Raw genomic sequence first — 25,113 nt, forward strand, 5'->3', positions numbered from 1 at the left:
GTGAAAGAAAAACAATTTTGGAATCAAATCTTGGAATTGGCTCAAGAAAGATTGACACGTTCTATGTACGATTTCTACGCCACACCTGCTGAACTCATAAAAGTGGAGGAAAATGTAGCTACTATCTTTTTACCTAGACCTGAAATGGAAATGGTTTGGAAAAAACAACTCAAAGATATCATTGTGGCTGCTGGTTTTGAAGTTTATGATACTGAAATAAAAACTCAATTTGTCTTAACAAAGCCTGAGGAAGAATCTTCAACCTATGTCATGGATTCTGAAAATAGCAATCATTATGTTGCTTCACAGGCCAATCTTGCTATTCCATATTCTGAAACAGGATTGAAGGAAAAATATACCTTTGATAACTTTATTCAAGGAGATGGGAATATCTGGGCTAAGTCTGCTGCTCTGGCTGTTTCCGAAGACCTCGCCTTGACTTATAATCCCCTTTTCATTTATGGTGGTCCTGGACTAGGGAAAACCCACTTACTGAATGCTATCGGAAATGAAATTCTAAAAAATATTCCTGAAGCTCGGGTTAAATATATTCCTGCTGAAAGTTTTATTAACGACTTTCTTGAGCATCTGAGGCTCGGGGAAATGGAAAAATTTAAAAAAACTTACCGAAGCCTTGATCTCTTACTGATTGATGATATCCAATCTCTCAGTGGTAAAAAGGTTGCAACTCAAGAAGAATTTTTCAATACCTTCAATGCTCTTCATAGCAATCAAAAACAAATCGTTCTGACTAGTGACCGAAGTCCTAAACATTTAGAGGGCCTTGAGGAAAGGCTTGTCACGCGCTTTAGCTGGGGCTTGACTCAAAATATCACCCCTCCTGACTTTGAGACACGTATCGCCATTCTTCAAAGTAAAACGGAACATTTAAACTACCATTTCCAGAGTGATACCCTAGAATATCTGGCTGGTCAATTCGATTCAAATGTTCGAGAACTTGAAGGAGCAATCAACGATATCACTTTAATTGCCAGAGTAAAGAAGATTAAAGACATCACTATTGATATCGCTGCTGAAGCTATCAGAGCTCGCAAACAAGATGTTAGCCAACTGCTAGTCATTCCAATTGACAAAATCCAAACTGAAGTTGGTAATTTTTATGGAGTGAGTGTCAAAGAAATGAAGGGTACAAGACGAGTTCAAAACATCGTTTTAGCCCGCCAAGTGGCCATGTATCTGGCTAGAGAGCTGACAGATAATAGCCTTCCAAAAATCGGAAAAGAATTTGGAGGAAAAGATCACACCACCGTTATTCACGCCCATGCTAAAATAAAATCCTTGATTGACGAAGACGATAATTTACGTTTAGAAATCGAAGCAATCAAAAAGAAAATTAAGTAGCTTGTGGATAACTTTTCCTTTTCTATCTTTTTTATCCACATTTTTTAAACAAGCTAAAAAGCTTGAGCTCACTAAATAGAAATCAGTTTTCCACAGAATTCACACACTCTATTATTTCTATTATCCTTCTAATACTAAAAATAAATAAAGGAGAATCCATGATCCATTTTTCAATTAACAAAAATTTATTTCTACAAGCCTTAAATACCACAAAACGAGCAATTAGTTCAAAAAATGCCATTCCAATTTTATCAACCATTAAAATTGATGTTACCAATGAAGGAATTACTTTAATTGGATCAAATGGACAAATCTCCATTGAAAATTTCATTTCTCAAAAGAATGAAGATGCTGGTCTTTTAATTACTTCCTTAGGTTCGATTCTTCTTGAAGCCTCTTTCTTTATCAATGTTGTATCCAGTCTTCCAGATGTAACCCTTGATTTCAAAGAGATTGAACAAAAACAAATTGTCTTAACAAGTGGCAAATCAGAAATTACTCTAAAAGGAAAAGATAGCGAACAGTACCCACGAATCCAAGAAATTTCAGCAAGCACACCTTTGATTCTTGAAACCAAACTACTTAAGAAAATTATCAATGAAACAGCTTTTGCTGCAAGTACGCAAGAAAGTCGTCCAATTTTGACTGGTGTCCATTTTGTTTTGAGCCATCACAAGGAACTAAAAACAGTTGCGACAGACTCTCATCGCCTTAGCCAGAAAAAATTGACTCTTGAAAAAAATGGTGATGATTTCGATGTGGTGATTCCTAGTCGCTCTCTACGTGAATTTTCAGCTGTATTTACGGATGATATTGAAACTGTTGAGATTTTCTTTGCCAATAATCAAATCCTCTTTAGAAGCGAAAATATTAGCTTCTACACTCGTCTCCTAGAAGGAAACTATCCTGATACAGATCGTTTGATTCCAACTGACTTTAATACGACAGTAACTTTTGATGTTGTCAACTTGCGTCAATCAATGGAACGTGCTCGTCTCTTATCAAGTGCGACTCAAAATGGTACTGTGAAGCTTGAAATTAAAGGTGGTGTTGTTAGCGCCCATGTTCATTCTCCTGAAGTTGGTAAAGTAAACGAAGAAATCGATACTGAGCAGGTTACTGGGGATGATTTGACCATTAGTTTCAACCCGACTTACTTGATTGATTCTCTCAAGGCTTTAAATAGTGAAAAAGTAACTATCAGCTTTATCTCAGCTGTTCGTCCATTCACTCTTGTTCCAGCAGATACTGATGAAGACTTCATGCAGCTCATTACACCAGTTCGTACAAATTAAGTTAAAGAGGTTGAGCCTAGCTCGCCTCTTTTATGATATAATCGAAAAAGAAAAGGAGAGTAGTATGTATCAAGTTGGAAATTTTGTTGAGATGAAAAAACCACATGCTTGCACAATTAAATCAACAGGTAAAAAAGCCAATCGTTGGGAAATTACACGCGTAGGGGCAGATATCAAAATCAAATGTAGCAATTGTGATCACGTTGTTATGATGAGTCGCTATGATTTTGAACGAAAAATGAATAAGATTATTGACTAAAAACCCTTAGTTAGAGGGTTAGCAAGTTTTCCCTTTTTGTGTTATAATGTTAGGGATTGAAATGAGAACGGAGAATGAGAAACTATGGCTTTAACAGCAGGTATCGTTGGTTTGCCAAACGTTGGTAAATCAACCCTTTTTAATGCAATTACAAAAGCAGGAGCAGAGGCGGCAAACTACCCATTTGCGACTATTGATCCAAATGTTGGGATGGTAGAAGTTCCAGATGAACGTCTACAGAAACTAACTGAAATGATCACACCTAAAAAGACAGTCCCAACAACTTTTGAATTTACAGATATTGCAGGGATTGTAAAAGGCGCATCAAAAGGGGAAGGTCTAGGGAATAAATTCTTGGCCAACATCCGTGAAGTGGATGCGATTGTTCATGTGGTTCGTGCATTTGATGATGAAAATGTCATGCGTGAACAAGGACGAGAAGATGCCTTTGTGGATCCACTTGCAGATATTGATACCATTAACCTAGAGTTGATTCTTGCTGACTTAGAATCAGTTAATAAACGCTACGCGCGTGTAGAAAAGATGGCACGTACGCAAAAAGATAAAGAATCAGTAGCAGAGTTCAACGTTCTTCAAAAAATCAAACCAGTTCTTGAAGATGGAAAATCAGCACGTACTATTGAATTTACAGATGAAGAGCAAAAAGTAGTCAAAGGTCTCTTCCTTTTAACCACTAAACCAGTTCTTTATGTTGCTAATGTGGATGAAGATGTAGTTTCAGATCCAGATTCTATCGAATATGTGAAGCAAATTCGTGAATTTGCAGCGACAGAGAATGCTGAAGTAGTAGTTATTTCCGCGCGTGCTGAGGAAGAAATTTCTGAGTTAGACGATGAGGATAAGCAAGAGTTTCTTGAAGCACTTGGTTTGACTGAATCAGGCGTTGACAAGTTGACTCGTGCAGCTTATCACTTGCTTGGGCTTGGAACTTACTTCACAGCTGGTGAAAAAGAAGTCCGTGCTTGGACCTTTAAGCGAGGGATGAAAGCTCCTCAAGCAGCTGGTATTATCCACTCAGACTTTGAAAAAGGGTTTATTCGTGCAGTAACAATGTCATATGAGGATCTAGTGAAATATGGATCTGAAAAGTCTGTAAAAGAAGCTGGGCGTTTGCGTGAAGAAGGAAAAGAATATATCGTTCAAGATGGCGATATCATGGAATTCCGCTTTAACGTTTAATAATATTTAATAAATAGTGTCAATTAGGTTGGAAAAAAATTCCAACCCTTTTGGCTTTTGAAAGGAAAAATAAATGACTAAATTACTTGTTGGATTAGGAAATCCAGGGGATAAATATTTTGAAACCAAGCACAACGTTGGATTTATGTTGATTGACCAATTGGCCAAAAAACAAAATGTTACCTTTACACATGACAAGATATTTCAAGCTGACCTAGCATCTTTTTTCTTCAATGGAGAAAAAATTTATCTCGTCAAACCAACAACATTTATGAATGAAAGTGGAAAAGCGGTTCATGCTTTATTGACTTACTATGGTTTGGATATTGAAGATTTACTCGTTATTTACGACGACCTTGACATGGAAGTCGGGAAAATTCGTTTAAGAGCAAAGGGATCAGCAGGTGGTCATAATGGTATCAAGTCTATTATTCAACATATAGGGACTCAGGTATTTAACCGTGTTAAAATAGGTATTGGAAGACCTAAAAAAGGCATGTCGGTTGTTCATCATGTTTTAAGTAAGTTTGAACAGGATGACTATGTGGGTATTTTACAGTCTATTGACAAGGTTGACGATGCTGTAAACTACTATTTACAAGAGAAAAATTTTGAGAAAACAATGCAGAGGTATAATGGTTAAATGGTAACTTTATTAGATTTATTCTCAGAAAATGACCAGATAAAAAAATGGCATCAAAATCTGATAGATAAGAAAAGACAACTAATACTTGGTTTATCAACGTCTACCAAGGCTCTTGCAATTGCAAGCAGTCTAGAAAAAGAAAATAAGGTTGTGTTACTGACCTCGACTTATGGTGAAGCAGAACGAATTATCAGTGATCTTCTTTCTCTCTTAGGAGAGGAAGTTGTCTATCCTTTTTTGGTAGATGACTCTCCTATGGTAGAGTTTTTGATGTCTTCGCAAGAAAAAATCATTTCGCGGGTTGAGGCCTTGCGTTTTTTGAATGATCCATCTAAGAAAGGGATTTTAGTTTGTAATATCGCAGCAAGTCGATTGATTTTACCTTCTCCAACTGGATTTAAAGAAAGTATTATAAGGATTGCAGTCGGTAAAGAATATGACCAACATGACCTTCTTCACAAATTAAAGGAAATCGGTTATCGAAAAGTTACTCAAGTACAGACTCAAGGGGAGTTTAGTATTCGAGGAGATATTTTAGATATTTTTGAAATGTCTCAGTTAGAACCTTTCCGAATCGAGTTTTTTGGTGATGAAGTTGATGACATTCGTACTTTTGAAGTCGAAACACAATTATCAAAAGAAAATCAGACAGAACTCACTATCTTTCCAGCTAGTGATATGCTTTTGAGAGAAAAGGATTATCAACGAGGTCAGTCAGCTTTAGAAAAGCAAATTTCGAAGACTCAATCGCCGATTTTGAAATCCTATTTAGAAGAAATTTTGTCAAGTTTTCATCAAAAACAAGTACATTCAGATAGTCGAAAGTTTTTATCTTTATGTTACGATAAAACATGGACTATATTTGATTATATTGAAAAAGATACGCCAGTATTCTTTGATGACTATCAAAAATTGATGAATCAGTATGAAGCCTTTGAAAGAGAATTAGTGCAATACTTTACAGAAGATTTACAGAATGGTAAATCATTTTCTGAGATGCAGTATTTTGCAGATACAGAGCAAATCTATAAAAAACAAAGTCCAGTTACCTTTTTCTCAAATCTACAAAAAGGATTAGGAAATCTCAAGTTTGATTACATTTATCAATTTAATCAATATCCCATGCAGGAGTTTTTCAATCAATTTTCTTTTCTTAAAGAAGAAATTGAGCGATACAAAAAAATGGACTACACCATTGTTCTGCAGTCTAGCAATTCAATGGGAAGTAAAACATTGGAGGATGTTTTAGAGGAATATCAGATTAAATTGGATTCCAGAGATAAGTCAAGTATCTGTAAAGAATCTGTGAACTTGATTGAGGGTAATCTAAGACATGGTTTTCATTTTGTAGATGAAAAAATTCTGTTGATTACTGAACATGAGATTTTTCAAAAGAAATTAAAACGTCGTTTTCGAAGGCAACATGCTTCAAATGCAGAGCGATTAAAAGATTATAATGAACTTGAAAAAGGGGACTACGTTGTTCACCATATCCATGGAATTGGTCAATATCTAGGGATTGAAACAATTGAAATCAAAGGGATTCACCGTGATTATGTCAGTGTTCAATACCAAAACGGGGATCAAATCTCCATTCCAGTGGAGCAGATTCAATTACTGTCCAAATATGTTTCAAGTGATGGGAAACCTCCTAAACTCAATAAATTAAATGACGGTCATTTCAAAAAGGCCAAGCAAAAAGTTAAGAACCAGGTAGAGGATATAGCTGACGATTTAATCAAACTTTATTCTGAGCGTAGTCAGTTGAAGGGTTTTGCTTTCTCAGCTGATGATGAAGAGCAACATGCTTTTGATGATGCTTTCCCTTATGTCGAAACGGATGATCAATTACGCAGTATTGAGGAAATTAAGAGAGATATGCAGGATTCTCACCCCATGGATCGACTTTTAGTTGGGGATGTTGGTTTTGGGAAGACTGAAGTTGCAATGCGTGCAGCATTTAAGGCTGTCAATGATCACAAACAGGTTGTCGTTCTAGTTCCGACGACGGTTTTAGCACAACAACACTATACGAATTTTAAGGAAAGATTCCAAAATTTTGCAGTTAATATTGATGTGTTGAGTCGCTTTAGAAGTAAAAAAGAGCAGGTAGAGACACTTGAAAAACTGAAAAATGGTCAAATCGATATTTTGATTGGAACACATCGTGTTTTGTCAAAGGATGTTGTGTTTGCTGATTTGGGCTTGATGATTATTGACGAGGAACAACGATTTGGAGTCAAGCATAAAGAAACCTTGAAAGAACTGAAAAAAAAAGTAGATGTCCTAACCTTAACAGCAACACCAATTCCTCGTACCCTCCATATGTCTATGCTGGGAATCCGAGATTTGTCTGTTATTGAAACTCCTCCAACCAATCGCTATCCTGTTCAAACCTATGTTTTGGAGAAGAATGATAGTGTCATTCGTGATGCGGTCTTGCGTGAAATGGAGCGTGGAGGTCAAGTTTACTATCTTTACAACAAAGTTGACACGATTGACCAGAAGGTTTCAGAATTACAGGAGTTGATTCCAGAGGCTTCTATTGGGTATGTTCATGGACAAATGAGTGAAATTCAGTTGGAAAATACTTTATTGGATTTTATTGAAGGACAATATGATATTTTGGTGACAACTACCATTATTGAGACAGGAGTTGATATTCCAAACGCCAATACCTTATTTATTGAAAATGCAGACCACATGGGCTTGTCAACCTTGTATCAATTAAGAGGAAGAGTCGGTCGTAGCAATCGTATTGCTTATGCCTATCTTATGTATCGTCCAGAAAAATCAATTAGTGAAGTCTCTGAGAAGAGATTAGAAGCGATTAAGGGATTTACAGAATTAGGCTCAGGATTTAAGATTGCGATGCGAGATCTTTCGATTCGTGGAGCAGGAAATCTCCTAGGAAAATCGCAGTCTGGTTTCATTGATTCTGTTGGTTTTGAATTGTATTCGCAGTTACTAGAGGAAGCTATCGCTAAACGGAACGGTAATGGGAATAAAAGAATCAAAGGAAATGCTGAGTTGATTTTACAAATCGACGCCTATCTTCCTGACACTTATATTTCTGACCAACGACATAAGATTGAAATTTACAAGAAAATTCGTCAAATTGACAATCGTGTCAACTATGAAGAACTACAAGAAGAATTGATGGATCGCTTTGGAGAATACCCAGATGTAGTAGCCTACCTTTTAGAGATTGGTTTGGTTAAGTCATATTTGGACAAGGTCTTTGTAGAACGTGTGGAAAGAAAAGATAACAAGATTACAGTTCAATTTGAAAAAGTCACTCAACGACTATTCTTAGCTCAAGATTATTTTAAAGCCTTATCTGCAACAAACTTAAAAGCAGCCATAGCGGAGAATAGAGGATTAATGGAAGTCGTATTCGATGTCCGAAACAAGAAGGATTATGAAATTTTAGAAGGTTTGCTGATTTTTGGAGAAAGTTTATTAGAGATAAAAGAATCAAAGGAAGCAAATCCCATTTAACATTTTTCTTCTATAAAAAGGATAAAAATGGTACAATAATAATTTGAGGTAATAAAAATGAGATTAGACAAGTATTTAAAAGTATCACGAATTATTAAGCGCCGCACAGTCGCAAAAGAAGTAGCAGATAAAGGTAGAATCAAGGTGAACGGAATCTTGGCCAAAAGTTCAACGGATTTGAAAGTTGATGACCAAGTTGAAATTCGCTTTGGAAATAAGTTGTTGCTTGTTAAAGTACTAGAAATGAAAGATAGTACAAAAAAAGAAGACGCAGCAGGCATGTATGAAATTCTCAGTGAAACACGGGTAGAAGAAAATGTCTAAAAATATTGTACAGATGAATAATTCTTTTATTCAAAATGAACATCAACGTCGTCGTTATCTGATGAAGGAGAGACAAAAGAGGAATCGTTTTATGGGTTGGGTCCTTATTTTGACGATCTTGTTGTTTATTTTACCAACTTATAACTTGGCCCAAAGCTATGATCAGTTACTGCAACGACGTCAGCAATTAACAGAGTTGAAAGAGCAGTACCAAACTCTTAGTGATGAAAAGGATAAGGAATCCGCCTTTGCTGCAAAGTTGAAAGATGAAGACTATGTAGCAAAGTATGCACGCGCCAAGTACTATTACTCAAAGAAACGAGAAGCAATTTACACAATTCCTGATTTGCTTCCGAGGTAATGTCATGGAAAATTTATTGGAAGTTGTTGAGCAATTTTTAAGTTTATCAGATGAAAAATTAGAGGAATTGGCAGCTAAAAACCATTTATTACGATTACAAGAAGAAAGGGAAGAGAAGAATGCGTAAGTTCTTAGTAGTTTTATTGCTACCTGCTTTTATCATAACTTCAAGAGTAGTTAGCACAGAAAAACAGCTTCCTTACTCTTCACAAGAAATTTATTATCTAACCGAGTCTGACTATGGATTCTACTATAAAGAAACTCTTGAATCTCCAATGGTTTATGGAAAAACAGCCGTCTATGCTAATGAGAATCTTGTTAAGGAGTCTGGTAAATTGACTCCTGGAAACGCCTTTAAAATCGTAGAATGGCGTTTGAATAGACAAGGTGCTCCTGTTTTTAAATTAGATAATCACCAGTTTATCCTTGCAGATAAGCGTTTGGTCTATGATCAAAGTCAAGTTCAAACTCAAAATAGACAAGTATGGTTGGAGCCAGGGTTTGTTATCTATAACAGCCCCTATGATGCGAAAGAAATTTCTTCATCTCTCTCTCCCTATCAACGCGTAACAGTGGATAGAACCCTCTTTGCTGAGGGACAAGAATTTCTTCATATTGATCAAGTTGGGTGGGTATCAAAAGAGTTCGTCTCGGAAGAAGACAATCGCATCCAGAAGGTTCAAGAAGTTTTATCAAACAACTATCAGAATGAAAATTATTCTATTTATGTTAAACAACTGAGTACAGGTAAAGAGGCTGGGGTGAATGAAGACAGCAAACTTTATGCAGCTAGCATCTTGAAACTGGCCTATCTTTATTATGCTCAAGACAAGATAAATCAAGGAGAGTATACGTTAGACAGTAGCTTCAAGTATGTCCCAGAAGTAAATAGTTTCCCTGGGTCCTATAAACCAGAAGGTAGTGGTAGCTTACCTAAAACAGGAGACAATAAAGACTACAACCTCCAACAATTAATTACCAAGGTAACAAAGGAGTCTGATAATGTTGCCCATAATATTTTAGGTTATTATGTAACCAATAAATCTGACGGGGTTTTCAAAGAAAAAATGTCCACCATTATGGGCGAAGATTGGGATGTGAATGATAAACTAACTTCTTCAAAAATGGCTGGAAAGGTCATGGAAGCTATTTATAATCAGAATGGCTTTGTACTAGAGTCTCTAAGCAAGACAAATTTTGATAACCAACGAATTGCGAAAGGTGTTTCGGTTAAGCTAGCTCACAAAATCGGAGATGCTGACGAGTTCAAACATGATACTGCCATTGTCTTTACAGGCTCACCTTTCGTTCTCTCTATTTTCACTAAAAATTCTGATTATGACACCATTGCTAAGATAGCTAAGGATGTCTATGAGGTTCTAAAATGAGGGACCAGGATTTTTTAAATCATTTTCTCCAAAAAGAGTATTTCAAAAAACATTCTAAAATCGTGTTAGCTCTGTCTGGCGGACTGGATTCGATGTTTTTATTCCATCTATTGTCCACTTATCAAAAAGAGTTGGGAATTGAGCTGATTTTAGCACATGTCAACCATAAGCAGAGAAGTGAGTCTGACTGGGAGGAGAATGAACTAAGGAAGTTAGCTGATACAGCTGGACTTCCCATTTATATCACAAGCTTTTCAGGAGACTTTTCAGAAGCGCGTGCTCGAGAGTTTCGTTATGATTTTTTTAGGAAAATCATAAAAGAGGTTGGAGCGACAGCCCTGGTTACTGCTCATCATGCAGATGATCAGGTTGAAACGATTTTGATGCGCCTGATTCGAGGAAGTCGGCTACGTCATTTAACAGGAATAAAAGAAAGTCAAGTAGTTGATGATATCGAAATCCTCCGTCCTTTGTTGCATTTTCATAAAAAGGATTTTCCACCAATTCTTCATTTCGAAGATCAAACAAATCAGGAAAATACTTATTTTCGCAATCGCATTCGAAATAGGTATTTACCAGAACTTGAAAAAGAAAATCCTCGTCTTAAATCCGCCCTTTTAGATTTAGGAAGGGAAATTTCAGATTACCAAGCAACAATAACGGAACTTTCTAAACAAATTGATGTGGAAGATTTGAATGAGCTATTTTCATACTCTCAACAAACTCAAGGAATCTTGCTCCAGAACTATCTTAATCAATTTCCAGACTTAAATCTGACAAAGGCTCAGTTTGCCGAAGTTCGACAGATTTTAACAACGAAAAGCCAGTATCGTCACTCTCTTAAAAATGGTTACGAACTGATAAAAGAGTATCAACGGTTTCAAATTTGTAAAATCAGTCCTCAGGCCGATGAAGAGGAAGATGAACTTGTGTTACACTATCAAAATCAAGTTCGATATATGGGTTATTTATTTTCTTTTGGTATCCCTGTTGAAGGGGACGCTGTTCAAAAAGTAACGGTTTCACGGGAAACACCTGTATATATTAGATGTCGAAAACCTGGCGATGTTCTTATCCTGAATGGTCACCGAAAGAAACTGAGACGTTTATTTATAGATTTGAAAATCCCTATTGAAAAACGAAAAACAACCCCTATTATTGAGCAATTTGGAGAAATTGTCTCAATTTTAGGAATTGCGACCAGTGATTTGAGTAAAAACATGAAAAATGATATAATGAACACTGTACTTTATATAGAAAAAATAGATAGGTAAAAAGATGTTAGAACACGATATTAAAAAAATCCTCATTTCACATGATGAAATTACAGAAGCTGCTAAAAAATTAGGTGCCCAATTAACCAAGGACTATGCAGGAAAAAATCCAATCTTAGTTGGGATTTTAAAAGGATCTATTCCTTTTATGGCTGAATTGGTTAAGCATATCGACACACATATTGAAATGGACTTTATGATGGTATCTAGTTATCATGGTGGAACAGCAAGCAGTGGTGTTATCAATATTAAACAAGATGTGACTCAAGATATCAAAGGAAGACATGTTCTATTTGTAGAGGATATCATTGATACAGGTCAAACTTTGAAAAATTTGCGAGATATGTTTATTGCAAGAGAAGCAGCTTCTGTTAAAATCGCGACTTTGTTGGACAAACCAGAGGGACGTGTTGTTGAAATTGAGGCAGATTATACCTGCTTTACTATTCCAAATGAGTTTGTAGTAGGTTATGGTCTAGATTATAAAGAGAATTATCGCAACCTTCCTTATGTTGGAGTATTGAAAGAAGAAGTTTATTCAAATTAGAAAGATTTATCTTTAATGAAAAAACAAAATAATGGTTTAGTTAGAAACCCATTTCTATACTTGTTAATTATCTTCTTCCTTGTAACAGGATTCCAGTATTTTTACTCTGGAAATACTGCAGGACGAAGCGAAAAAATTAACTATACAGAATTGGTAAAAGAAATTACAGCAGACAATGTAAAAGAATTAACCTATCAGCCAAATGGTAGCATCATTGAGGTGTCTGGTGTTTATAAAAATCCTAAGACTAGTAAAGACGAAACAGGAATTCAATTTTTCACTCCTGCTGCTACAACAGTAGAAAGATTCTCAAGTACCATTCTTCCGTCGGATTCAACAGTTTCAGAATTGCAAAAGCTTGCTTCTGAACACCAGGCTGAGGTAACAGTCAAACATGAGAGTTCAAGCGGTATGTGGATCAATATCCTTGTCTCTGTTGTGCCATTTGCTATTCTCTTGTTCTTCCTATTCTCTATGATGGGAAATATGGGAGGAAATAATAGTCGAAATCCAATGAGTTTTGGACGTAGCAAGGCCAAGGCTGCTAACAAAGAAGATATCAAGGTACGTTTCTCAGATGTTGCAGGTGCCGAGGAAGAAAAACAAGAATTAGTCGAAGTTGTTGAATTTCTAAAAGATCCAAAACGATTTACAAAGCTTGGTGCGCGTATTCCTGCGGGTGTTCTTTTGGAGGGACCTCCAGGGACAGGTAAAACCTTACTTGCTAAGGCAGTTGCTGGAGAAGCAGGAGTTCCATTCTTTAGTATTTCAGGTTCTGACTTTGTAGAAATGTTTGTCGGAGTTGGTGCAAGCCGTGTTCGTTCTCTTTTTGAGGATGCAAAAAAAGCAGCGCCAGCTATTATCTTTATTGATGAAATTGATGCTGTCGGTCGCCAACGTGGTATCGGTCTTGGTGGCGGGAATGATGAACGTGAACAAACCTTGAACCAACTCTTGATTGAGATGGATGGTTTTGAGGGAAATGAAGGAATCATCGTTATCGCTGCGACGAACCGTTCAGATGTTCTAGATCCAGCTCTTCTCCGTCCAGGACGTTTTGATAGAAAAGTCTTAGTTGGTCGCCCTGATGTTAAAGGTCGTGAAGCAATCTTGAAAGTTCACGCTAAAAACAAACCTCTAGCAGAAGATGTTGATTTGAAATTAGTTGCCCAACAAACTCCAGGTTTTGTGGGAGCTGACTTGGAAAATGTTCTAAATGAGGCAGCCTTGGTTGCAGCCCGTCGCAACAAGTCAGTTATTGATGCTTCAGATATAGATGAGGCAGAGGACAGAGTGATTGCTGGACCGTCTAAGAAAGATAAAACAGTATCACAAAGAGAACGTGAATTGGTTGCTTACCACGAGGCTGGACATACCATTGTTGGTTTAGTCTTGTCAAATGCCCGTGTTGTTCATAAAGTTACCATTGTACCACGTGGACGTGCAGGCGGATACATGATTGCACTTCCTAAAGAAGATCAAATGCTTCTATCTAAGGAAGACATGAAAGAACAATTAGCAGGTTTGATGGGTGGTCGTGTAGCTGAAGAGATTATCTTTAATGTCCAAACGACAGGAGCTTCAAATGACTTTGAACAAGCTACACAGATGGCGCGTGCAATGGTCACTGAATACGGTATGAGTGAAAAACTTGGCCCAGTTCAATACGAAGGTAATCATGCTATGTTTGGTGCACAAAGTCCTCAAAAATCAATTTCAGAACAAACAGCCTATGAGATTGATGAGGAAGTACGTTCATTATTAAATGAAGCAAGGAATAAAGCAGCTGAGATTATTCAGTCAAATCGTGAAACTCATAAACTGATTGCGGAAGCATTGTTGAAATACGAAACATTGGATAGTACACAGATTAAATCTCTTTACGAAACAGGAAAAATGCCTGAGACTGTAGAAGAGGAATCTCACGCCCTATCTTATGATGAAGTAAAATCAAAAATGAGTGAAGAAAAATAACCCCCCGAGAGGCTATGCCTCTCTTTTTATGTGCCGTTGAGGGCGGAAGAAGTATAGAATAGAGGAAATAGCCTCATAGGCTCTCGCATTCTGCTAGACTAAATGCAGAAAGGAGAGATCTATGAATCTAAAAGAATTATACGAAGAAAGCAAAGGAATCGTTCATAAGTGCCGCAAAGAATACCATTTACATCTGTGGGAGAAAGAGGACTGGGACCAGGAGGGGATGCTGTGCCTGTATGAACTGGTCAGTCACCATCCAGAATTGCTAGTGGGTGAACGACACCGACTATATGTCTGCTTTAAAACCAAATTCCGCAATCGTATCCTAGATTACATCCGTAAACAGGAAAGTCACAAGCGCCGTTTCGACAAAGAACCCTATGAAGAGGTGAGTGAGATTAGCCATCGTCTAGGAGAAAAAGGACTCAGACTGGATGATTATTATCTCTTTCACGAACTTCTAAAGACTTACAAATCAAAGCAGAGTATGGAAAAACAAGAGTTAGTGGACCGTCTCATGGGAGGGGAAGTCTTCAGAGGACGTAAAGCTCTTCTAAGAGAACTTTCCCTTATCTTTTCAGAATTTCGATAAAGAGGAAAAAAGTTCTTGACAAAGTTGAAAAAGTAGGTATAATAGGAAGAGTTGAAAAGCTCAAGGTCCGTTGGTCAAGGGGTTAAGACACCGCCTTTTCACGGCGGTAACACGGGTTCGAATCCCGTACGGACTATGTGTGTATCACAGGGATGAAAAAAGTAAAAAAAGTTTCAAAAAAGTGTTGACATAGGTCAACAGCTGTGATATACTAATATAGTTGTCGCTTGAGAGAGATTGAGTGACAAAGACCTTTGAAAACTGAACAAGACGAACCAATGTGCAGGGCACTATAACTAAGGTTATAGTACTGAACAATGAAAAAACAATAAATCTGTCAGTGACAGAAATGAGTGAGAACTCAAACTTTTAATGAGAGTTTGATCCTGGCTCAGGACGAACGCTGGCGGCGTGCCTAATACATGCAAGTAGAACGCTGAAGAGAGGAGCTTGCTCTTCTTGGATGAGTTGCGAACGGGTGAGTAACGCGTAGGTAACCTGCCTGGTAGCGGGGGATAACTATTGGAAACGATAGCTAATACCGCATAAAATTAATTATCGCATGATAATTAATTGAAAGGTGCAAATGCATCACTACCAGATGGACCTGCGTTGTATTAGCTAGTTGGTGGGGTAACGGCTCACCAAGGCGACGATACATAGCCGACCTGAGAGGGTGATCGGCCACACTGGGACTGAGACACGGCCCAGACTCCTACGGGAGGCAGCAGTAGGGAATCTTCGGCAATGGACGGAAGTCTGACCGAGCAACGCCGCGTGAGTGAAGAAGGTTTTCGGATCGTAAAGCTCTGTTGTAAGAGAAGAACGAGTGTGAGAGTGGAAAGTTCACACTGTGACGGTATCTTACCAGAAAGGGACGGCTAACTACGTGCCAGCAGCCGCGGTAATACGTAGGTCCCGAGCGTTGTCCGGATTTATTGGGCGTAAAGCGAGCGCAGGCGGTTAGATAAGTCTGAAGTTAAAGGCTGTGGCTTAACCATAGTACGCTTTGGAAACTGTTTAACTTGAGTGCAAGAGGGGAGAGTGGAATTCCATGTGTAGCGGTGAAATGCGTAGATATATGGAGGAACACCGGTGGCGAAAGCGGCTCTCTGGCTTGTAACTGACGCTGAGGCTCGAAAGCGTGGGGAGCAAACAGGATTAGATACCCTGGTAGTCCACGCCGTAAACGATGAGTGCTAGGTGTTAGACCCTTTCCGGGGTTTAGTGCCGCAGCTAACGCATTAAGCACTCCGCCTGGGGAGTACGACCGCAAGGTTGAAACTCAAAGGAATTGACGGGGGCCCGCACAAGCGGTGGAGCATGTGGTTTAATTCGAAGCAACGCGAAGAACCTTACCAGGTCTTGACATCCCTCTGATCGCTCTAGAGATAGAGTTTTCCTTCGGGACAGAGGTGACAGGTGGTGCATGGTTGTCGTCAGCTCGTGTCGTGAGATGTTGGGTTAAGTCCCGCAACGAGCGCAACCCCTATTGTTAGTTGCCATCATTCAGTTGGGCACTCTAGCGAGACTGCCGGTAATAAACCGGAGGAAGGTGGGGATGACGTCAAATCATCATGCCCCTTATGACCTGGGCTACACACGTGCTACAATGGCTGGTACAACGAGTCGCAAGCCGGTGACGGCAAGCTAATCTCTTAAAGCCAGTCTCAGTTCGGATTGTAGGCTGCAACTCGCCTACATGAAGTCGGAATCGCTAGTAATCGCGGATCAGCACGCCGCGGTGAATACGTTCCCGGGCCTTGTACACACCGCCCGTCACACCACGAGAGTTTGTAACACCCGAAGTCGGTGAGGTAACCTTTTAGGAGCCAGCCGCCTAAGGTGGGATAGATGATTGGGGTGAAGTCGTAACAAGGTAGCCGTATCGGAAGGTGCGGCTGGATCACCTCCTTTCTAAGGATAAGGAACTGCACATTGGTCTTGTTTAGTCTTGAGAGGTCTTGTGGGGCCTTAGCTCAGCTGGGAGAGCGCCTGCTTTGCACGCAGGAGGTCAGCGGTTCGATCCCGCTAGGCTCCATTGGTGAGAGATCACCAAGTAATGCACATTGAAAATTGAATATCTATATCAAATAGTAACAAGAAAATAAACCGAAACGCTGTAGTATTAAAAGAGTTTATGACTGAAAGGTCAAAAAATAAGGTTAAGTTAATAAGGGCGCACGGTGGATGCCTTGGCACTAGGAGCCGAAGAAGGACGTGACAAACGACGATATGCCTTGGGTAGCTGTAAGTAAGCGATGATCCAGGGATTTCCGAATGGGGGAACCCAACAGGTACTACCTGTTACCCGCATCTGTTAAGGATGTGAGGAGGAAGACGCAGTGAACTGAAACATCTAAGTAGCTGCAGGAAGAGAAAGCAAAAGCGATTGCCTTAGTAGCGGCGAGCGAAACGGCAGGAGGGCAAACCGAAGAGTTTACTCTTCGGGGTTGTAGGACTGCAATGTGGACTCAAAGATTATAGAAGAATGATTTGGGAAGATCAGCCAAAGAGAGTAATAGCCTCGTATTTAAAATAGTCTTTGTACCTAGCAGTATCCTGAGTACGGCGGGACACGAGAAATCCCGTCGGAATCTGGGAGGACCATCTCCCAACCCTAAATACTCCCTAGTGACCGATAGTGAACCAGTACCGTGAGGGAAAGGTGAAAAGCACCCCGGGAGGGGAGTGAAATAGAACCTGAAACCGTGTGCCTACAACAAGTTCGAGCCCGTTAATGGGTGAGAGCGTGCCTTTTGTAGAATGAACCGGCGAGTTACGATATGATGCGAGGTTAAGTTGAAGAGACGGAGCCGCAGGGAAACCGAGTCTGAATAGGGCGTATTAGTATCATGTCGTAGACCCGAAACCATGTGACCTACCCATGAGCAGGTTGAAGGTGCGGTAAGACGCACTGGAGGACCGAACCAGGGCACGTTGAAAAGTGCTTGGATGACTTGTGGGTAGCGGAGAAATTCCAAACGAACTTGGAGATAGCTGGTTCTCTCCGAAATAGCTTTAGGGCTAGCGTCGACATTAGAGATTCTTGGAGGTAGAGCACTGTTTGGGTGAGGGGTCCATCCCGGATTACCAATCTCAGATAAACTCCGAATGCCAAAGAATTATGGTCGGCAGTCAGACTGCGAGTGCTAAGATCCGTAGTCGAAAGGGAAACAGCCCAGACCACCAGCTAAGGTCCCAAAATAATTGTTAAGTGGAAAAGGATGTGGGGTTGCACAGACAACTAGGATGTTAGCTTAGAAGCAGCTATTCATTCAAAGAGTGCGTAATAGCTCACTAGTCGAGTGACCCTGCGCCGAAAATGTACCGGGGCTAAAACAATTTACCGAAGCTGTGGATACCTTTATAGGTATGGTAGGAGAGCGTTCTATGTGTGATGAAGGTATACCGTGAGGAGTGCTGGAACGCATAGAAGTGAGAATGCCGGTATGAGTAGCGAAAGACAGGTGAGAATCCTGTCCACCGTAAGACTAAGGTTTCCAGGGGAAGGCTCGTCCGCCCTGGGTTAGTCGGGACCTAAGGAGAGACCGAAAGGTGTATCCGATGGACAACAGGTTGATATTCCTGTACTAGAGTATGTAGTGATGGAGGGACGCAGTAGGCTAACTAAAGCAGACGAATGGAAGTGTCTGTCTAAGCAGTGAGGTGTGAATTGAGTCAAATGCTTAATTCTATAACATTGAGCTGTGATGGGGAGCGAAGTTTAGTAGCGAAGTTAGTGACGTCACACTGCCAAGAAAAGCTTCTAGCGTTTAAACATACTCTACCCGTACCGCAAACCGACACAGGTAGTCGAGGCGAGTAGCCTCAGGTGAGCGAGAGAACTCTCGTTAAGGAACTCGGCAAAATGACCCCGTAACTTCGGGAGAAGGGGTGCTGACTTCGGTCAGCCGCAGTGAATAGGCCCAAGCAACTGTTTATCAAAAACACAGCTCTCTGCTAAATCGTAAGATGATGTATAGGGGGTGACGCCTGCCCGGTGCTGGAAGGTTAAGAGGAGTGCTTAGCGGTAACGCGAAGGTATGAATTGAAGCCCCAGTAAACGGCGGCCGTAACTATAACGGTCCTAAGGTAGCGAAATTCCTTGTCGGGTAAGTTCCGACCCGCACGAAAGGCGTAATGATTTGGGCACTGTCTCAACGAGAGACTCGGTGAAATTTTAGTACCTGTGAAGATGCAGGTTACCCGCGACAGGACGGAAAGACCCCATGGAGCTTTACTGCAGTTTGATATTGAGTGTCTGTACCACATGTACAGGATAGGTAGGAGTCTACGAGATCGGGACGCCAGTTTCGAAGGAGACGTTGTTGGGATACTACCCTTGTGTTATGGCCACTCTAACCCAGATAGGTTATCCCTATCGGAGACAGTGTCTGACGGGCAGTTTGACTGGGGCGGTCGCCTCCTAAAAGGTAACGGAGGCGCCCAAAGGTTCCCTCAGAATGGTTGGAAATCATTCGCAGAGTGTAAAGGTATAAGGGAGCTTGACTGCGAGAGCTACAACTCGAGCAGGGACGAAAGTCGGGCTTAGTGATCCGGTGGTTCCGTATGGAAGGGCCATCGCTCAACGGATAAAAGCTACCCTGGGGATAACAGGCTTATCTCCCCCAAGAGTTCACATCGACGGGGAGGTTTGGCACCTCGATGTCGGCTCGTCGCATCCTGGGGCTGTAGTCGGTCCCAAGGGTTGGGCTGTTCGCCCATTAAAGCGGCACGCGAGCTGGGTTCAGAACGTCGTGAGACAGTTCGGTCCCTATCCGTCGCGGGCGTAGGAAATTTGAGAGGATCTGCTCCTAGTACGAGAGGACCAGAGTGGACTTACCGCTGGTGTACCAGTTGTCTTGCCAAAGGCATCGCTGGGTAGCTATGTAGGGAAGGGATAAACGCTGAAAGCATCTAAGTGTGAAACCCACCTCAAGATGAGATTTCCCATGATTATATATCAGTAAGAGCCCTGAGAGATGATCAGGTAGATAGGTTAGAAGTGGAAGTGTGGTGACACATGTAGCGGACTAATACTAATAGCTCGAGGACTTATCCAAAGTAACTGAGAAAACTTAGCGTAAGGTTTTTCTAATTATTTGATAGATATTCAATTTTGAGTAGGTATTACTCAGAGTTAAGTGACGATAGCCTAGGAGATACACCTGTACCCATGCCGAACACAGTAGTTAAGCCCTAGAACGCCGGAAGTAGTTGGGGGTTGCCCCCTGTGAGATATGGAAGTCGCTTAGCTTTTATCCGCCATAGCTCAGTTGGTAGTAGCGCATGACTGTTAATCATGATGTCGTAGGTTCGAGTCCTACTGGCGGAGTCAGATAAAAAAGAACACCACTGGTGTTCTTTTTTATTATGTGACTATTAGTCCGTCTCGCTCCGTCAGGTGCGAGACAAATAAACCACCCGCTATGCGGGTGCGCGTCGAAGCTTATACCAAAAAAACTCCAAACGCGATACAATAAAGGTGTTCAAGCCAATTGTAAAGCGAAAGGAGAAAAATATGGCACAAAAGGCACATAGTTTATCACACACAAAGAGGATGTGTAAATATCACATTGTGTTCACCCCTAAGTATAGACGAAAAATCATTTATAATTAATATCGAAGTAGTTTGGGAGAAATATTCCATCAAGGATAAGTGTTTCAAGTTTCATGGGTTATTTAAAAGGCAAAAGTGCACTCATGATGTTTGACAAACACGCCAACCTACGCCAACCTCAAGTACAAGTTTGGGAACCGGCATTTTTGGGCAGAAGGTTACTACGTGAGTACAGTGGGACTTAATGAAGCCACAATTAAGAAATATATTCAAGAGCAGGAAAAGCATGATATAGCACTAGATAAATTAAGTGTAAAAGAATATGAGGATTCCTTTAGGGATAGTGGTAAGTAGTACCAAAGTCTCTTTAAGAGGCAAGTGACGAGTCAAGAGCAATGAGGCTTGAACAACGTGAAAGCCAGCGTCTTTAGGCGCTGGCTGGTAATTTGGGCTTATAGCCCTGGTGCAAACCACCCGTTAGATGGGTAGTTATGATTTTATAAATGAAGTAAACTTCTCAAAATTCAAAACTTAATTTTGGCATCTATAATTACCTTTATATTTTATTTTTAGTTCGTTTAGCTTTAAATTCTTCTTTTATAGGATTTGAAGCTTTTTTAGTTCGTTTTTCTGTTAGACTAGTGTTAATAATAAGAAAGGGATTTTTTATATGCTTCAAAAATTTTATGAACGAGCATTTGTCTTTTTGAAACTAGTTGAACAAGAATATGCTTCTTTATGTCAGAGTTGTGCTGAGTGGGAATCACTTCATCTTCGTTTTTTACTTTATTACTTGATAAGATTTAGAATTAAAAGCGATAAAGAGTTTTGTCTATATCATTTCCAGACGGCCTATCGCTTGTATCTAGATAAATTCTTGCTAGAAGGTACTACTCTAAACTAGTGACGTTCATATATATCATTTATCACGAACAATAATGAGCATTGAATTTATGATTTTAAGGATTTTATTTAAAATATAAGGTTTTGAATTTTATAATTTACAGAAATCCCAAATCTTTTCCAGTGTTTCTTCTTGATAAAATGGTCTTTTTTTCTTATAATAAATTGTAAGATATAATTGCGGGTGAAATTCCTGCCATGTATATGAGAAAGGACGAGCTCCTAGTAGCTCAGACGAATTTTATTATGACTTCAGTTGTTGTTGTAGGTACCCAATGGGGCGATGAAGGTAAAGGGAAAATTACAGATTTTCTTTCAGCTAATGCAGAGGTAATTGCTCGTTACCAAGGTGGTGATAATGCTGGTCACACCATTGTGATTGATGGTAAGAAATTTAAGTTGCACTTGATTCCATCTGGAATTTTCTTCCCTGAAAAAATTTCTGTCATTGGGAACGGGATGGTTGTAAATCCTAAATCTCTAGTAAAAGAGTTGACTTATCTTCATGGTGAAGGTGTGACAACAGATAATTTGCGCATTTCGGACCGTGCGCATGTTATTTTGCCTTATCACATTGAGTTGGATCGCTTGCAGGAAGAAGCTAAGGGTGACAATAAGATTGGTACTACAATCAAGGGAATCGGTCCAGCATATATGGACAAGGCTGCTCGTGTTGGAATTCGTATTGCGGATCTTTTGGATAAGGATATTTTCCGTGAACGTTTGGAACGCAATCTTGCGGAAAAGAATCGTCTATTTGAAAAATTGTATGACAGTACTCCTATTTCAATTGATGATATTTTTGAAGAGTACTATGAGTATGGCCAACAAATTAAGCAGTATGTGACAGATACATCTGTTATTTTGAACGATGCGCTTGATAACGGCAAACGTGTGCTTTTTGAAGGTGCACAAGGTGTCATGTTGGACATTGACCAAGGTACTTATCCATTTGTTACTTCTTCAAACCCTGTCGCTGGTGGTGTGACAATTGGGTCTGGTGTTGGTCCAAGTAAGATTGACAAGATTGTAGGTGTATGTAAAGCCTATACGAGTCGCGTAGGAGACGGACCTTTCCCAACTGAATTATTTGATGAAGTGGGAGATCGCATCCGTGAAGTAGGTCATGAATATGGTACAACAACTGGTCGTCCACGTCGTGTGGGTTGGTTTGACTCAGTTGTGATGCGTCACAGTCGCCGTGTATCTGGGATTACCAATCTTTCATTGAATTCTATTGATGTTTTGAGCGGTTTGGATACTGTGAAAATTTGTGTGGCTTATGATCTCGATGGTCAACGTATCGACCACTACCCAGCTAGTCTTGAGCAATTAAAACGTTGCAAACCTATCTACGAGGAATTGCCAGGTTGGTCAGAAGACATCACTGGAGTCCGTAATTTGGAAGATCTTCCTGAGAATGCGCGTAACTATGTTCGTCGTGTGAGCGAGTTGGTTGGGGTTCGTATTTCGACGTTCTCAGTAGGTCCTGATCGTGAACAAACCAATATTTTAGAAAGTGTTTGGTCTTAAGAGATTTTTAAGATTTGTTTAAGATAGGTCGGGTATACTATAGACAGTTACAAGAAGACCTCCTAACTTGTTGTAACAAATATCCTAAACTTTTCTTTTTCATAATAATCTCCCTATTAAGTCACCCCATTGGGTGGCTTTTTTAGTTCATAAGTCCTATACAGGCTTCTACTTGACTTTTTAAGATAAAGAAAAAACAGTGGGACAGAAATCTGTAGACCAAGTCTTAATTTGATAGACCTAGAACTTCATGGTTTCAACAATTCGGTAGATTGGTTAAGGTTGTGGATAGAGAAAGGAAGTTTTGTTCAAAGGAGCTTTTGAATTTTAAAATACCAACAAACAGTTTAATCTACTAATAAATTATAGGTTTACAACTAAGCAAAAATGAGGTTGGGATTTTTGATTCCAGCCTCTTCAGTGAACTATTTTCTTTAGAGTTTATAAGTTAGATAAAATTAAATTTTTTGTAAATTAGCTTATTTGATAACTTGGTTTCCTGATTTATCATTTTGAATTTGGTTCATTTCGTGCATAAAAACATCTGCTTTCAGTTTATCTGTGATGATACTGACACTTATTAGCTTATTTAGATTTTTCTCATATCCTTCTAAAAAAATAGGATTTCTAATTTTCATGGTTAACTTTGCACAATTAAAGGGACGCTTTTTAATGGTTATTTGTTCGATATCTTGAAGTTTAAATTGATAATGTAATACGCTGAGGCCTCTGCTACTATAGGTATAATACTGAACAGTATTGTTTTTATGAACTTCTAATTTTACTCCATTTATGAAGAGATAATACCCCATAAACCATAGAAGAAGTGGAACATAAATCAGTACAATTGCTATAATAATCTTGTCTGTAAAATCGGTATTATAAGCTATCAGATGCTTTAAAATCCAGAGAATCATAACAGATAAAGATATCATGAATGGTCCCCCTGCTCTATTAAATTGATTTTTATATGGAAACATTAAGGTAAATTTTGGTTTATCCAGTAATAACTCTAATTTCATCATTTACCCTTTCATATTGTTTATTGTATAAATTTCAGTATATTCATCTCTTGAACTTTCTATGTCAGTTATCTCCATTATTTTAAATTCATGATTTCTGATTTTCTATCAATTTTGTTAATATTATACTCTTTTTAAAACATTATTTCTACAATCCAGCGATTTAATAATATCTAAGGTTAGTCAGTGTAAATATTATAGAGCTCTTTTTTTGTCTAGGAAAACATGCTATAATGATAGAATTGATAAGCAGGAAAAGAGAGAAGCTATGGGTTATACAGTTGAAGAAAAAGAAGCTTTTATGAAAGAGGCCTTGAAAGAGGCAGAGATTGCTCTGGAAAACGATGAAATTCCAATTGGTTGTGTGATTGTCAAGGATGGAGAGATCATTGGTCGTGGGCATAATGCGCGCGAGGAGTTGCAACGGGCGGTTATGCATGCAGAAATCATGGCCATAGAGAATGCGAACGCGAGTGAAGAAAGTTGGCGTCTGCTAGATTGTACGCTTTTTGTGACCATTGAGCCTTGTGTTATGTGTAGTGGGGCGATTGGACTTGCCCGTATTCCAAACGTGGTTTACGGGGCTAAAAATCAGAAATTTGGTGCAGCTGGGAGTCTGTACGACATCTTGACAGATGAGCGTCTCAATCATCGTGTAGAGGTCGAAACGGGAGTTTTGGAGAGTGAGTGTGCAGCTATTATGCAAGACTTTTTCCGAAATCGACGGAAAAAATAATTTCTCTTTAAAAATAGAGGGGAATGTGGTATAATAAATAATGGAGCAACAGTTCTGCGTGAAGCGGGTCAGGGGAGGAATCCAGCAGCCCTAAGCGAGTGTGAATTGTGTGCTCTTTTTTCGTGCTTTTTTCGAATAAATAAGATAAAATAGCCTAGAATAAATGATAATAGAAAAGAGTATAATATGAAAATTCGTGGTTTTGAATTGGTTTCGAGTTTTACAGATAAAAATTTGCTACCGAAGCGTGAGACAGCCCATGCAGCTGGTTATGATTTAAAGGTCGCGGAACGCACTGTGATTGCTCCAGGAGAGATTGTTCTCGTTCCGACAGGTGTTAAGGCCTATATGCAGCCGACAGAAGTTCTCTATCTTTATGATCGTTCTTCAAATCCTCGTAAGAAGGGCTTGGTCTTGATTAACTCAGTTGGGGTCATTGATGGGGATTATTATGGAAATCCTGGAAATGAGGGACATATTTTTGCGCAGATGAAAAACATTACTAATCAGGAAGTGGTTCTTGAAGTTGGGGAACGTGTGGTTCAGGCTGTCTTTGCACCATTTTTAATCGCAGACGGAGATGAGGCAGACGGCGTGCGAACTGGTGGATTTGGATCAACAGGGCACTAA

At 39.5% G+C, this 25,113-nt stretch carries 19 protein-coding genes, 3 tRNA genes, 3 rRNA genes, 1 other RNA gene and 1 pseudogene; 26 read left to right on the plus strand and 1 reads right to left on the minus strand.

The genetic code is table 11. The annotated features are described in order from the left end of the window. From dnaA to GOM47_RS00110, 23 genes and pseudogenes are all read left to right on the plus strand, one after another. Positions 1 to 1,362 carry a chromosomal replication initiator protein DnaA gene (dnaA, locus tag GOM47_RS00005; RefSeq protein WP_235080672.1) on the plus strand — a complete coding sequence of 454 codons (1,362 nt, stop codon included), beginning with the start codon at positions 1 to 3 and terminating at the stop codon, positions 1,360 to 1,362. A gap of 158 nt (positions 1,363 to 1,520) precedes the next feature. Next, positions 1,521 to 2,657, plus strand: a complete 1,137-nt coding sequence (dnaN, locus tag GOM47_RS00010) for a DNA polymerase III subunit beta (RefSeq protein ID WP_235080673.1) — start codon at positions 1,521 to 1,523, stop codon at positions 2,655 to 2,657. Positions 2,658 to 2,721: 64 nt separating this feature from the next. Next, a complete protein-coding gene (locus GOM47_RS00015; protein ID WP_000285188.1) occupies positions 2,722 to 2,916 on the plus strand; it encodes a DUF951 domain-containing protein in 195 nt (64 codons plus the stop codon). An 84-nt stretch (positions 2,917 to 3,000) separates the two neighbouring features. Further along, positions 3,001 to 4,116, plus strand: a complete 1,116-nt coding sequence (gene ychF / locus GOM47_RS00020) for a redox-regulated ATPase YchF (RefSeq protein ID WP_235080674.1) — start codon at positions 3,001 to 3,003, stop codon at positions 4,114 to 4,116. A gap of 73 nt (positions 4,117 to 4,189) precedes the next feature. Beyond that, positions 4,190 to 4,759 (plus strand): aminoacyl-tRNA hydrolase, encoded by a 570-nt coding sequence (pth, locus tag GOM47_RS00025; RefSeq protein ID WP_235080675.1) that lies wholly within the window; start codon positions 4,190 to 4,192, stop codon positions 4,757 to 4,759. Continuing rightward, positions 4,760 to 8,263 carry a transcription-repair coupling factor gene (gene mfd / locus GOM47_RS00030; protein ID WP_235080676.1) on the plus strand — a complete coding sequence of 1,168 codons (3,504 nt, stop codon included), beginning with the start codon at positions 4,760 to 4,762 and terminating at the stop codon, positions 8,261 to 8,263. It abuts the gene before it with no gap. A 57-nt stretch (positions 8,264 to 8,320) separates the two neighbouring features. Next, positions 8,321 to 8,587, plus strand: coding sequence for an RNA-binding S4 domain-containing protein (locus GOM47_RS00035; protein WP_001234975.1), 267 nt, complete (start codon positions 8,321 to 8,323; stop codon positions 8,585 to 8,587). Next, on the plus strand, positions 8,580 to 8,948 hold the full coding sequence (locus GOM47_RS00040) for a septum formation initiator family protein (protein WP_235080677.1): 369 nt from the start codon (positions 8,580 to 8,582) through the stop codon (positions 8,946 to 8,948). The genes GOM47_RS00035 and GOM47_RS00040 overlap by 8 nt, the downstream gene beginning before the upstream one ends. 4 nt (positions 8,949 to 8,952) lie before the next feature. Then, positions 8,953 to 9,075: an SP_0009 family protein gene (locus tag GOM47_RS09640; RefSeq protein WP_000429343.1), complete on the plus strand. Its 123-nt coding sequence runs from the start codon at positions 8,953 to 8,955 to the stop codon at positions 9,073 to 9,075. Then, complete coding sequence (locus GOM47_RS00045) at positions 9,068 to 10,336, plus strand: serine hydrolase (protein ID WP_235080678.1); 1,269 nt, start codon at positions 9,068 to 9,070, stop codon at positions 10,334 to 10,336. The genes GOM47_RS09640 and GOM47_RS00045 overlap by 8 nt, the downstream gene beginning before the upstream one ends. After that, positions 10,333 to 11,610 carry a tRNA lysidine(34) synthetase TilS gene (tilS, locus tag GOM47_RS00050; protein ID WP_235080679.1) on the plus strand — a complete coding sequence of 426 codons (1,278 nt, stop codon included), beginning with the start codon at positions 10,333 to 10,335 and terminating at the stop codon, positions 11,608 to 11,610. Before GOM47_RS00045 ends, tilS begins: the two co-directional genes overlap by 4 nt. Before the next feature lie 4 nt (positions 11,611 to 11,614). Continuing rightward, positions 11,615 to 12,157 (plus strand): hypoxanthine phosphoribosyltransferase, encoded by a 543-nt coding sequence (gene hpt / locus GOM47_RS00055; RefSeq protein WP_235080680.1) that lies wholly within the window; start codon positions 11,615 to 11,617, stop codon positions 12,155 to 12,157. A 15-nt stretch (positions 12,158 to 12,172) separates the two neighbouring features. Further along, entirely contained in the window at positions 12,173 to 14,131 is a 1,959-nt protein-coding gene (gene ftsH / locus GOM47_RS00060; protein ID WP_235080681.1) for an ATP-dependent zinc metalloprotease FtsH, read from the plus strand. A gap of 121 nt (positions 14,132 to 14,252) precedes the next feature. Beyond that, positions 14,253 to 14,726: a sigma-70 family RNA polymerase sigma factor gene (locus GOM47_RS00065; protein WP_235080682.1), complete on the plus strand. Its 474-nt coding sequence runs from the start codon at positions 14,253 to 14,255 to the stop codon at positions 14,724 to 14,726. 64 nt (positions 14,727 to 14,790) lie between these two features. After that, positions 14,791 to 14,862: transfer RNA gene (locus GOM47_RS00070), tRNA-Glu, on the plus strand. A gap of 232 nt (positions 14,863 to 15,094) precedes the next feature. Beyond that, positions 15,095 to 16,643 (plus strand): 16S ribosomal RNA (locus tag GOM47_RS00075). Between the two features lie 51 nt (positions 16,644 to 16,694). Further along, positions 16,695 to 16,767 (plus strand) — tRNA-Ala (locus tag GOM47_RS00080). Between the two features lie 122 nt (positions 16,768 to 16,889). Further along, positions 16,890 to 19,792 (plus strand): 23S ribosomal RNA (locus tag GOM47_RS00085). 77 nt (positions 19,793 to 19,869) lie between these two features. Next, positions 19,870 to 19,985: ribosomal RNA gene (gene rrf, locus GOM47_RS00090) — 5S ribosomal RNA — on the plus strand. The 16S, 23S and 5S rRNA genes sit together here with 3 tRNA genes alongside, the layout of an rRNA operon. A gap of 5 nt (positions 19,986 to 19,990) precedes the next feature. Next, a tRNA-Asn gene (locus GOM47_RS00095) sits at positions 19,991 to 20,064 on the plus strand. A 186-nt stretch (positions 20,065 to 20,250) separates the two neighbouring features. Next, positions 20,251 to 20,643 (plus strand): annotated as a pseudogene (gene tnpA / locus GOM47_RS00100) (IS200/IS605 family transposase). A gap of 316 nt (positions 20,644 to 20,959) precedes the next feature. Then, on the plus strand, positions 20,960 to 21,193 hold the full coding sequence (comW, locus tag GOM47_RS00105; protein ID WP_061419175.1) for a sigma(X)-activator ComW: 234 nt from the start codon (positions 20,960 to 20,962) through the stop codon (positions 21,191 to 21,193). Positions 21,194 to 21,438: 245 nt separating this feature from the next. Further along, positions 21,439 to 22,725: an adenylosuccinate synthase gene (locus tag GOM47_RS00110; protein ID WP_235081260.1), complete on the plus strand. Its 1,287-nt coding sequence runs from the start codon at positions 21,439 to 21,441 to the stop codon at positions 22,723 to 22,725. Positions 22,726 to 23,204: 479 nt separating this feature from the next. Here the strand turns inward: GOM47_RS00110 and GOM47_RS00115 are convergent, their stop codons facing one another. Then, positions 23,205 to 23,750 (minus strand): hypothetical protein, encoded by a 546-nt coding sequence (locus tag GOM47_RS00115; protein ID WP_235080683.1) that lies wholly within the window; start codon positions 23,748 to 23,750, stop codon positions 23,205 to 23,207. Positions 23,751 to 24,015: 265 nt separating this feature from the next. On the opposite strand from GOM47_RS00115, the gene tadA reads away from it, so the two are divergent. The 3 genes from tadA (at position 24,016) to GOM47_RS00130 (ending at position 25,113) form a co-directional block, all read left to right on the plus strand. Next, the gene (tadA, locus tag GOM47_RS00120) at positions 24,016 to 24,483 is read left to right on the plus strand and encodes a tRNA adenosine(34) deaminase TadA (RefSeq protein WP_235080684.1); all 468 of its coding nucleotides are present in this window, start codon (positions 24,016 to 24,018) and stop codon (positions 24,481 to 24,483) included. Between the two features lie 32 nt (positions 24,484 to 24,515). Continuing rightward, an RNA gene (gene ffs, locus GOM47_RS00125) (signal recognition particle sRNA small type) lies at positions 24,516 to 24,614 on the plus strand. A gap of 55 nt (positions 24,615 to 24,669) precedes the next feature. Continuing rightward, a complete protein-coding gene (locus GOM47_RS00130) occupies positions 24,670 to 25,113 on the plus strand; it encodes a dUTP diphosphatase (protein WP_235080685.1) in 444 nt (147 codons plus the stop codon).

The organism is Streptococcus oralis (assembly GCF_021497945.1).
Classification (GTDB): Bacteria; Bacillota; Bacilli; order Lactobacillales; family Streptococcaceae; genus Streptococcus; species Streptococcus oralis_BR.

Coding starts and splice junctions, on each gene's coding strand:
- GOM47_RS00045 (WP_235080678.1), top strand. CDS start 9,068: ATGCGTAAGTTCTTAGTAGTTTTATTGCTACCTGCTTTTATCATAACT.
- GOM47_RS00040 (WP_235080677.1), top strand. CDS start 8,580: ATGTCTAAAAATATTGTACAGATGAATAATTCTTTTATTCAAAATGAA.
- tadA (WP_235080684.1), top strand. CDS start 24,016: ATGGGTTATACAGTTGAAGAAAAAGAAGCTTTTATGAAAGAGGCCTTG.
- hpt (WP_235080680.1), top strand. CDS start 11,615: ATGTTAGAACACGATATTAAAAAAATCCTCATTTCACATGATGAAATT.
- tilS (WP_235080679.1), top strand. CDS start 10,333: ATGAGGGACCAGGATTTTTTAAATCATTTTCTCCAAAAAGAGTATTTC.
- GOM47_RS00130 (WP_235080685.1), top strand. CDS start 24,670: ATGAAAATTCGTGGTTTTGAATTGGTTTCGAGTTTTACAGATAAAAAT.
- GOM47_RS00035 (WP_001234975.1), top strand. CDS start 8,321: ATGAGATTAGACAAGTATTTAAAAGTATCACGAATTATTAAGCGCCGC.
- GOM47_RS00065 (WP_235080682.1), top strand. CDS start 14,253: ATGAATCTAAAAGAATTATACGAAGAAAGCAAAGGAATCGTTCATAAG.
- comW (WP_061419175.1), top strand. CDS start 20,960: ATGCTTCAAAAATTTTATGAACGAGCATTTGTCTTTTTGAAACTAGTT.
- GOM47_RS00115 (WP_235080683.1), bottom strand. CDS start 23,750: ATGATGAAATTAGAGTTATTACTGGATAAACCAAAATTTACCTTAATG.
- pth (WP_235080675.1), top strand. CDS start 4,190: ATGACTAAATTACTTGTTGGATTAGGAAATCCAGGGGATAAATATTTT.
- GOM47_RS00015 (WP_000285188.1), top strand. CDS start 2,722: ATGTATCAAGTTGGAAATTTTGTTGAGATGAAAAAACCACATGCTTGC.
- dnaN (WP_235080673.1), top strand. CDS start 1,521: ATGATCCATTTTTCAATTAACAAAAATTTATTTCTACAAGCCTTAAAT.
- GOM47_RS09640 (WP_000429343.1), top strand. CDS start 8,953: ATGGAAAATTTATTGGAAGTTGTTGAGCAATTTTTAAGTTTATCAGAT.
- mfd (WP_235080676.1), top strand. CDS start 4,760: ATGGTAACTTTATTAGATTTATTCTCAGAAAATGACCAGATAAAAAAA.
- GOM47_RS00110 (WP_235081260.1), top strand. CDS start 21,439: ATGACTTCAGTTGTTGTTGTAGGTACCCAATGGGGCGATGAAGGTAAA.
- ftsH (WP_235080681.1), top strand. CDS start 12,173: ATGAAAAAACAAAATAATGGTTTAGTTAGAAACCCATTTCTATACTTG.
- ychF (WP_235080674.1), top strand. CDS start 3,001: ATGGCTTTAACAGCAGGTATCGTTGGTTTGCCAAACGTTGGTAAATCA.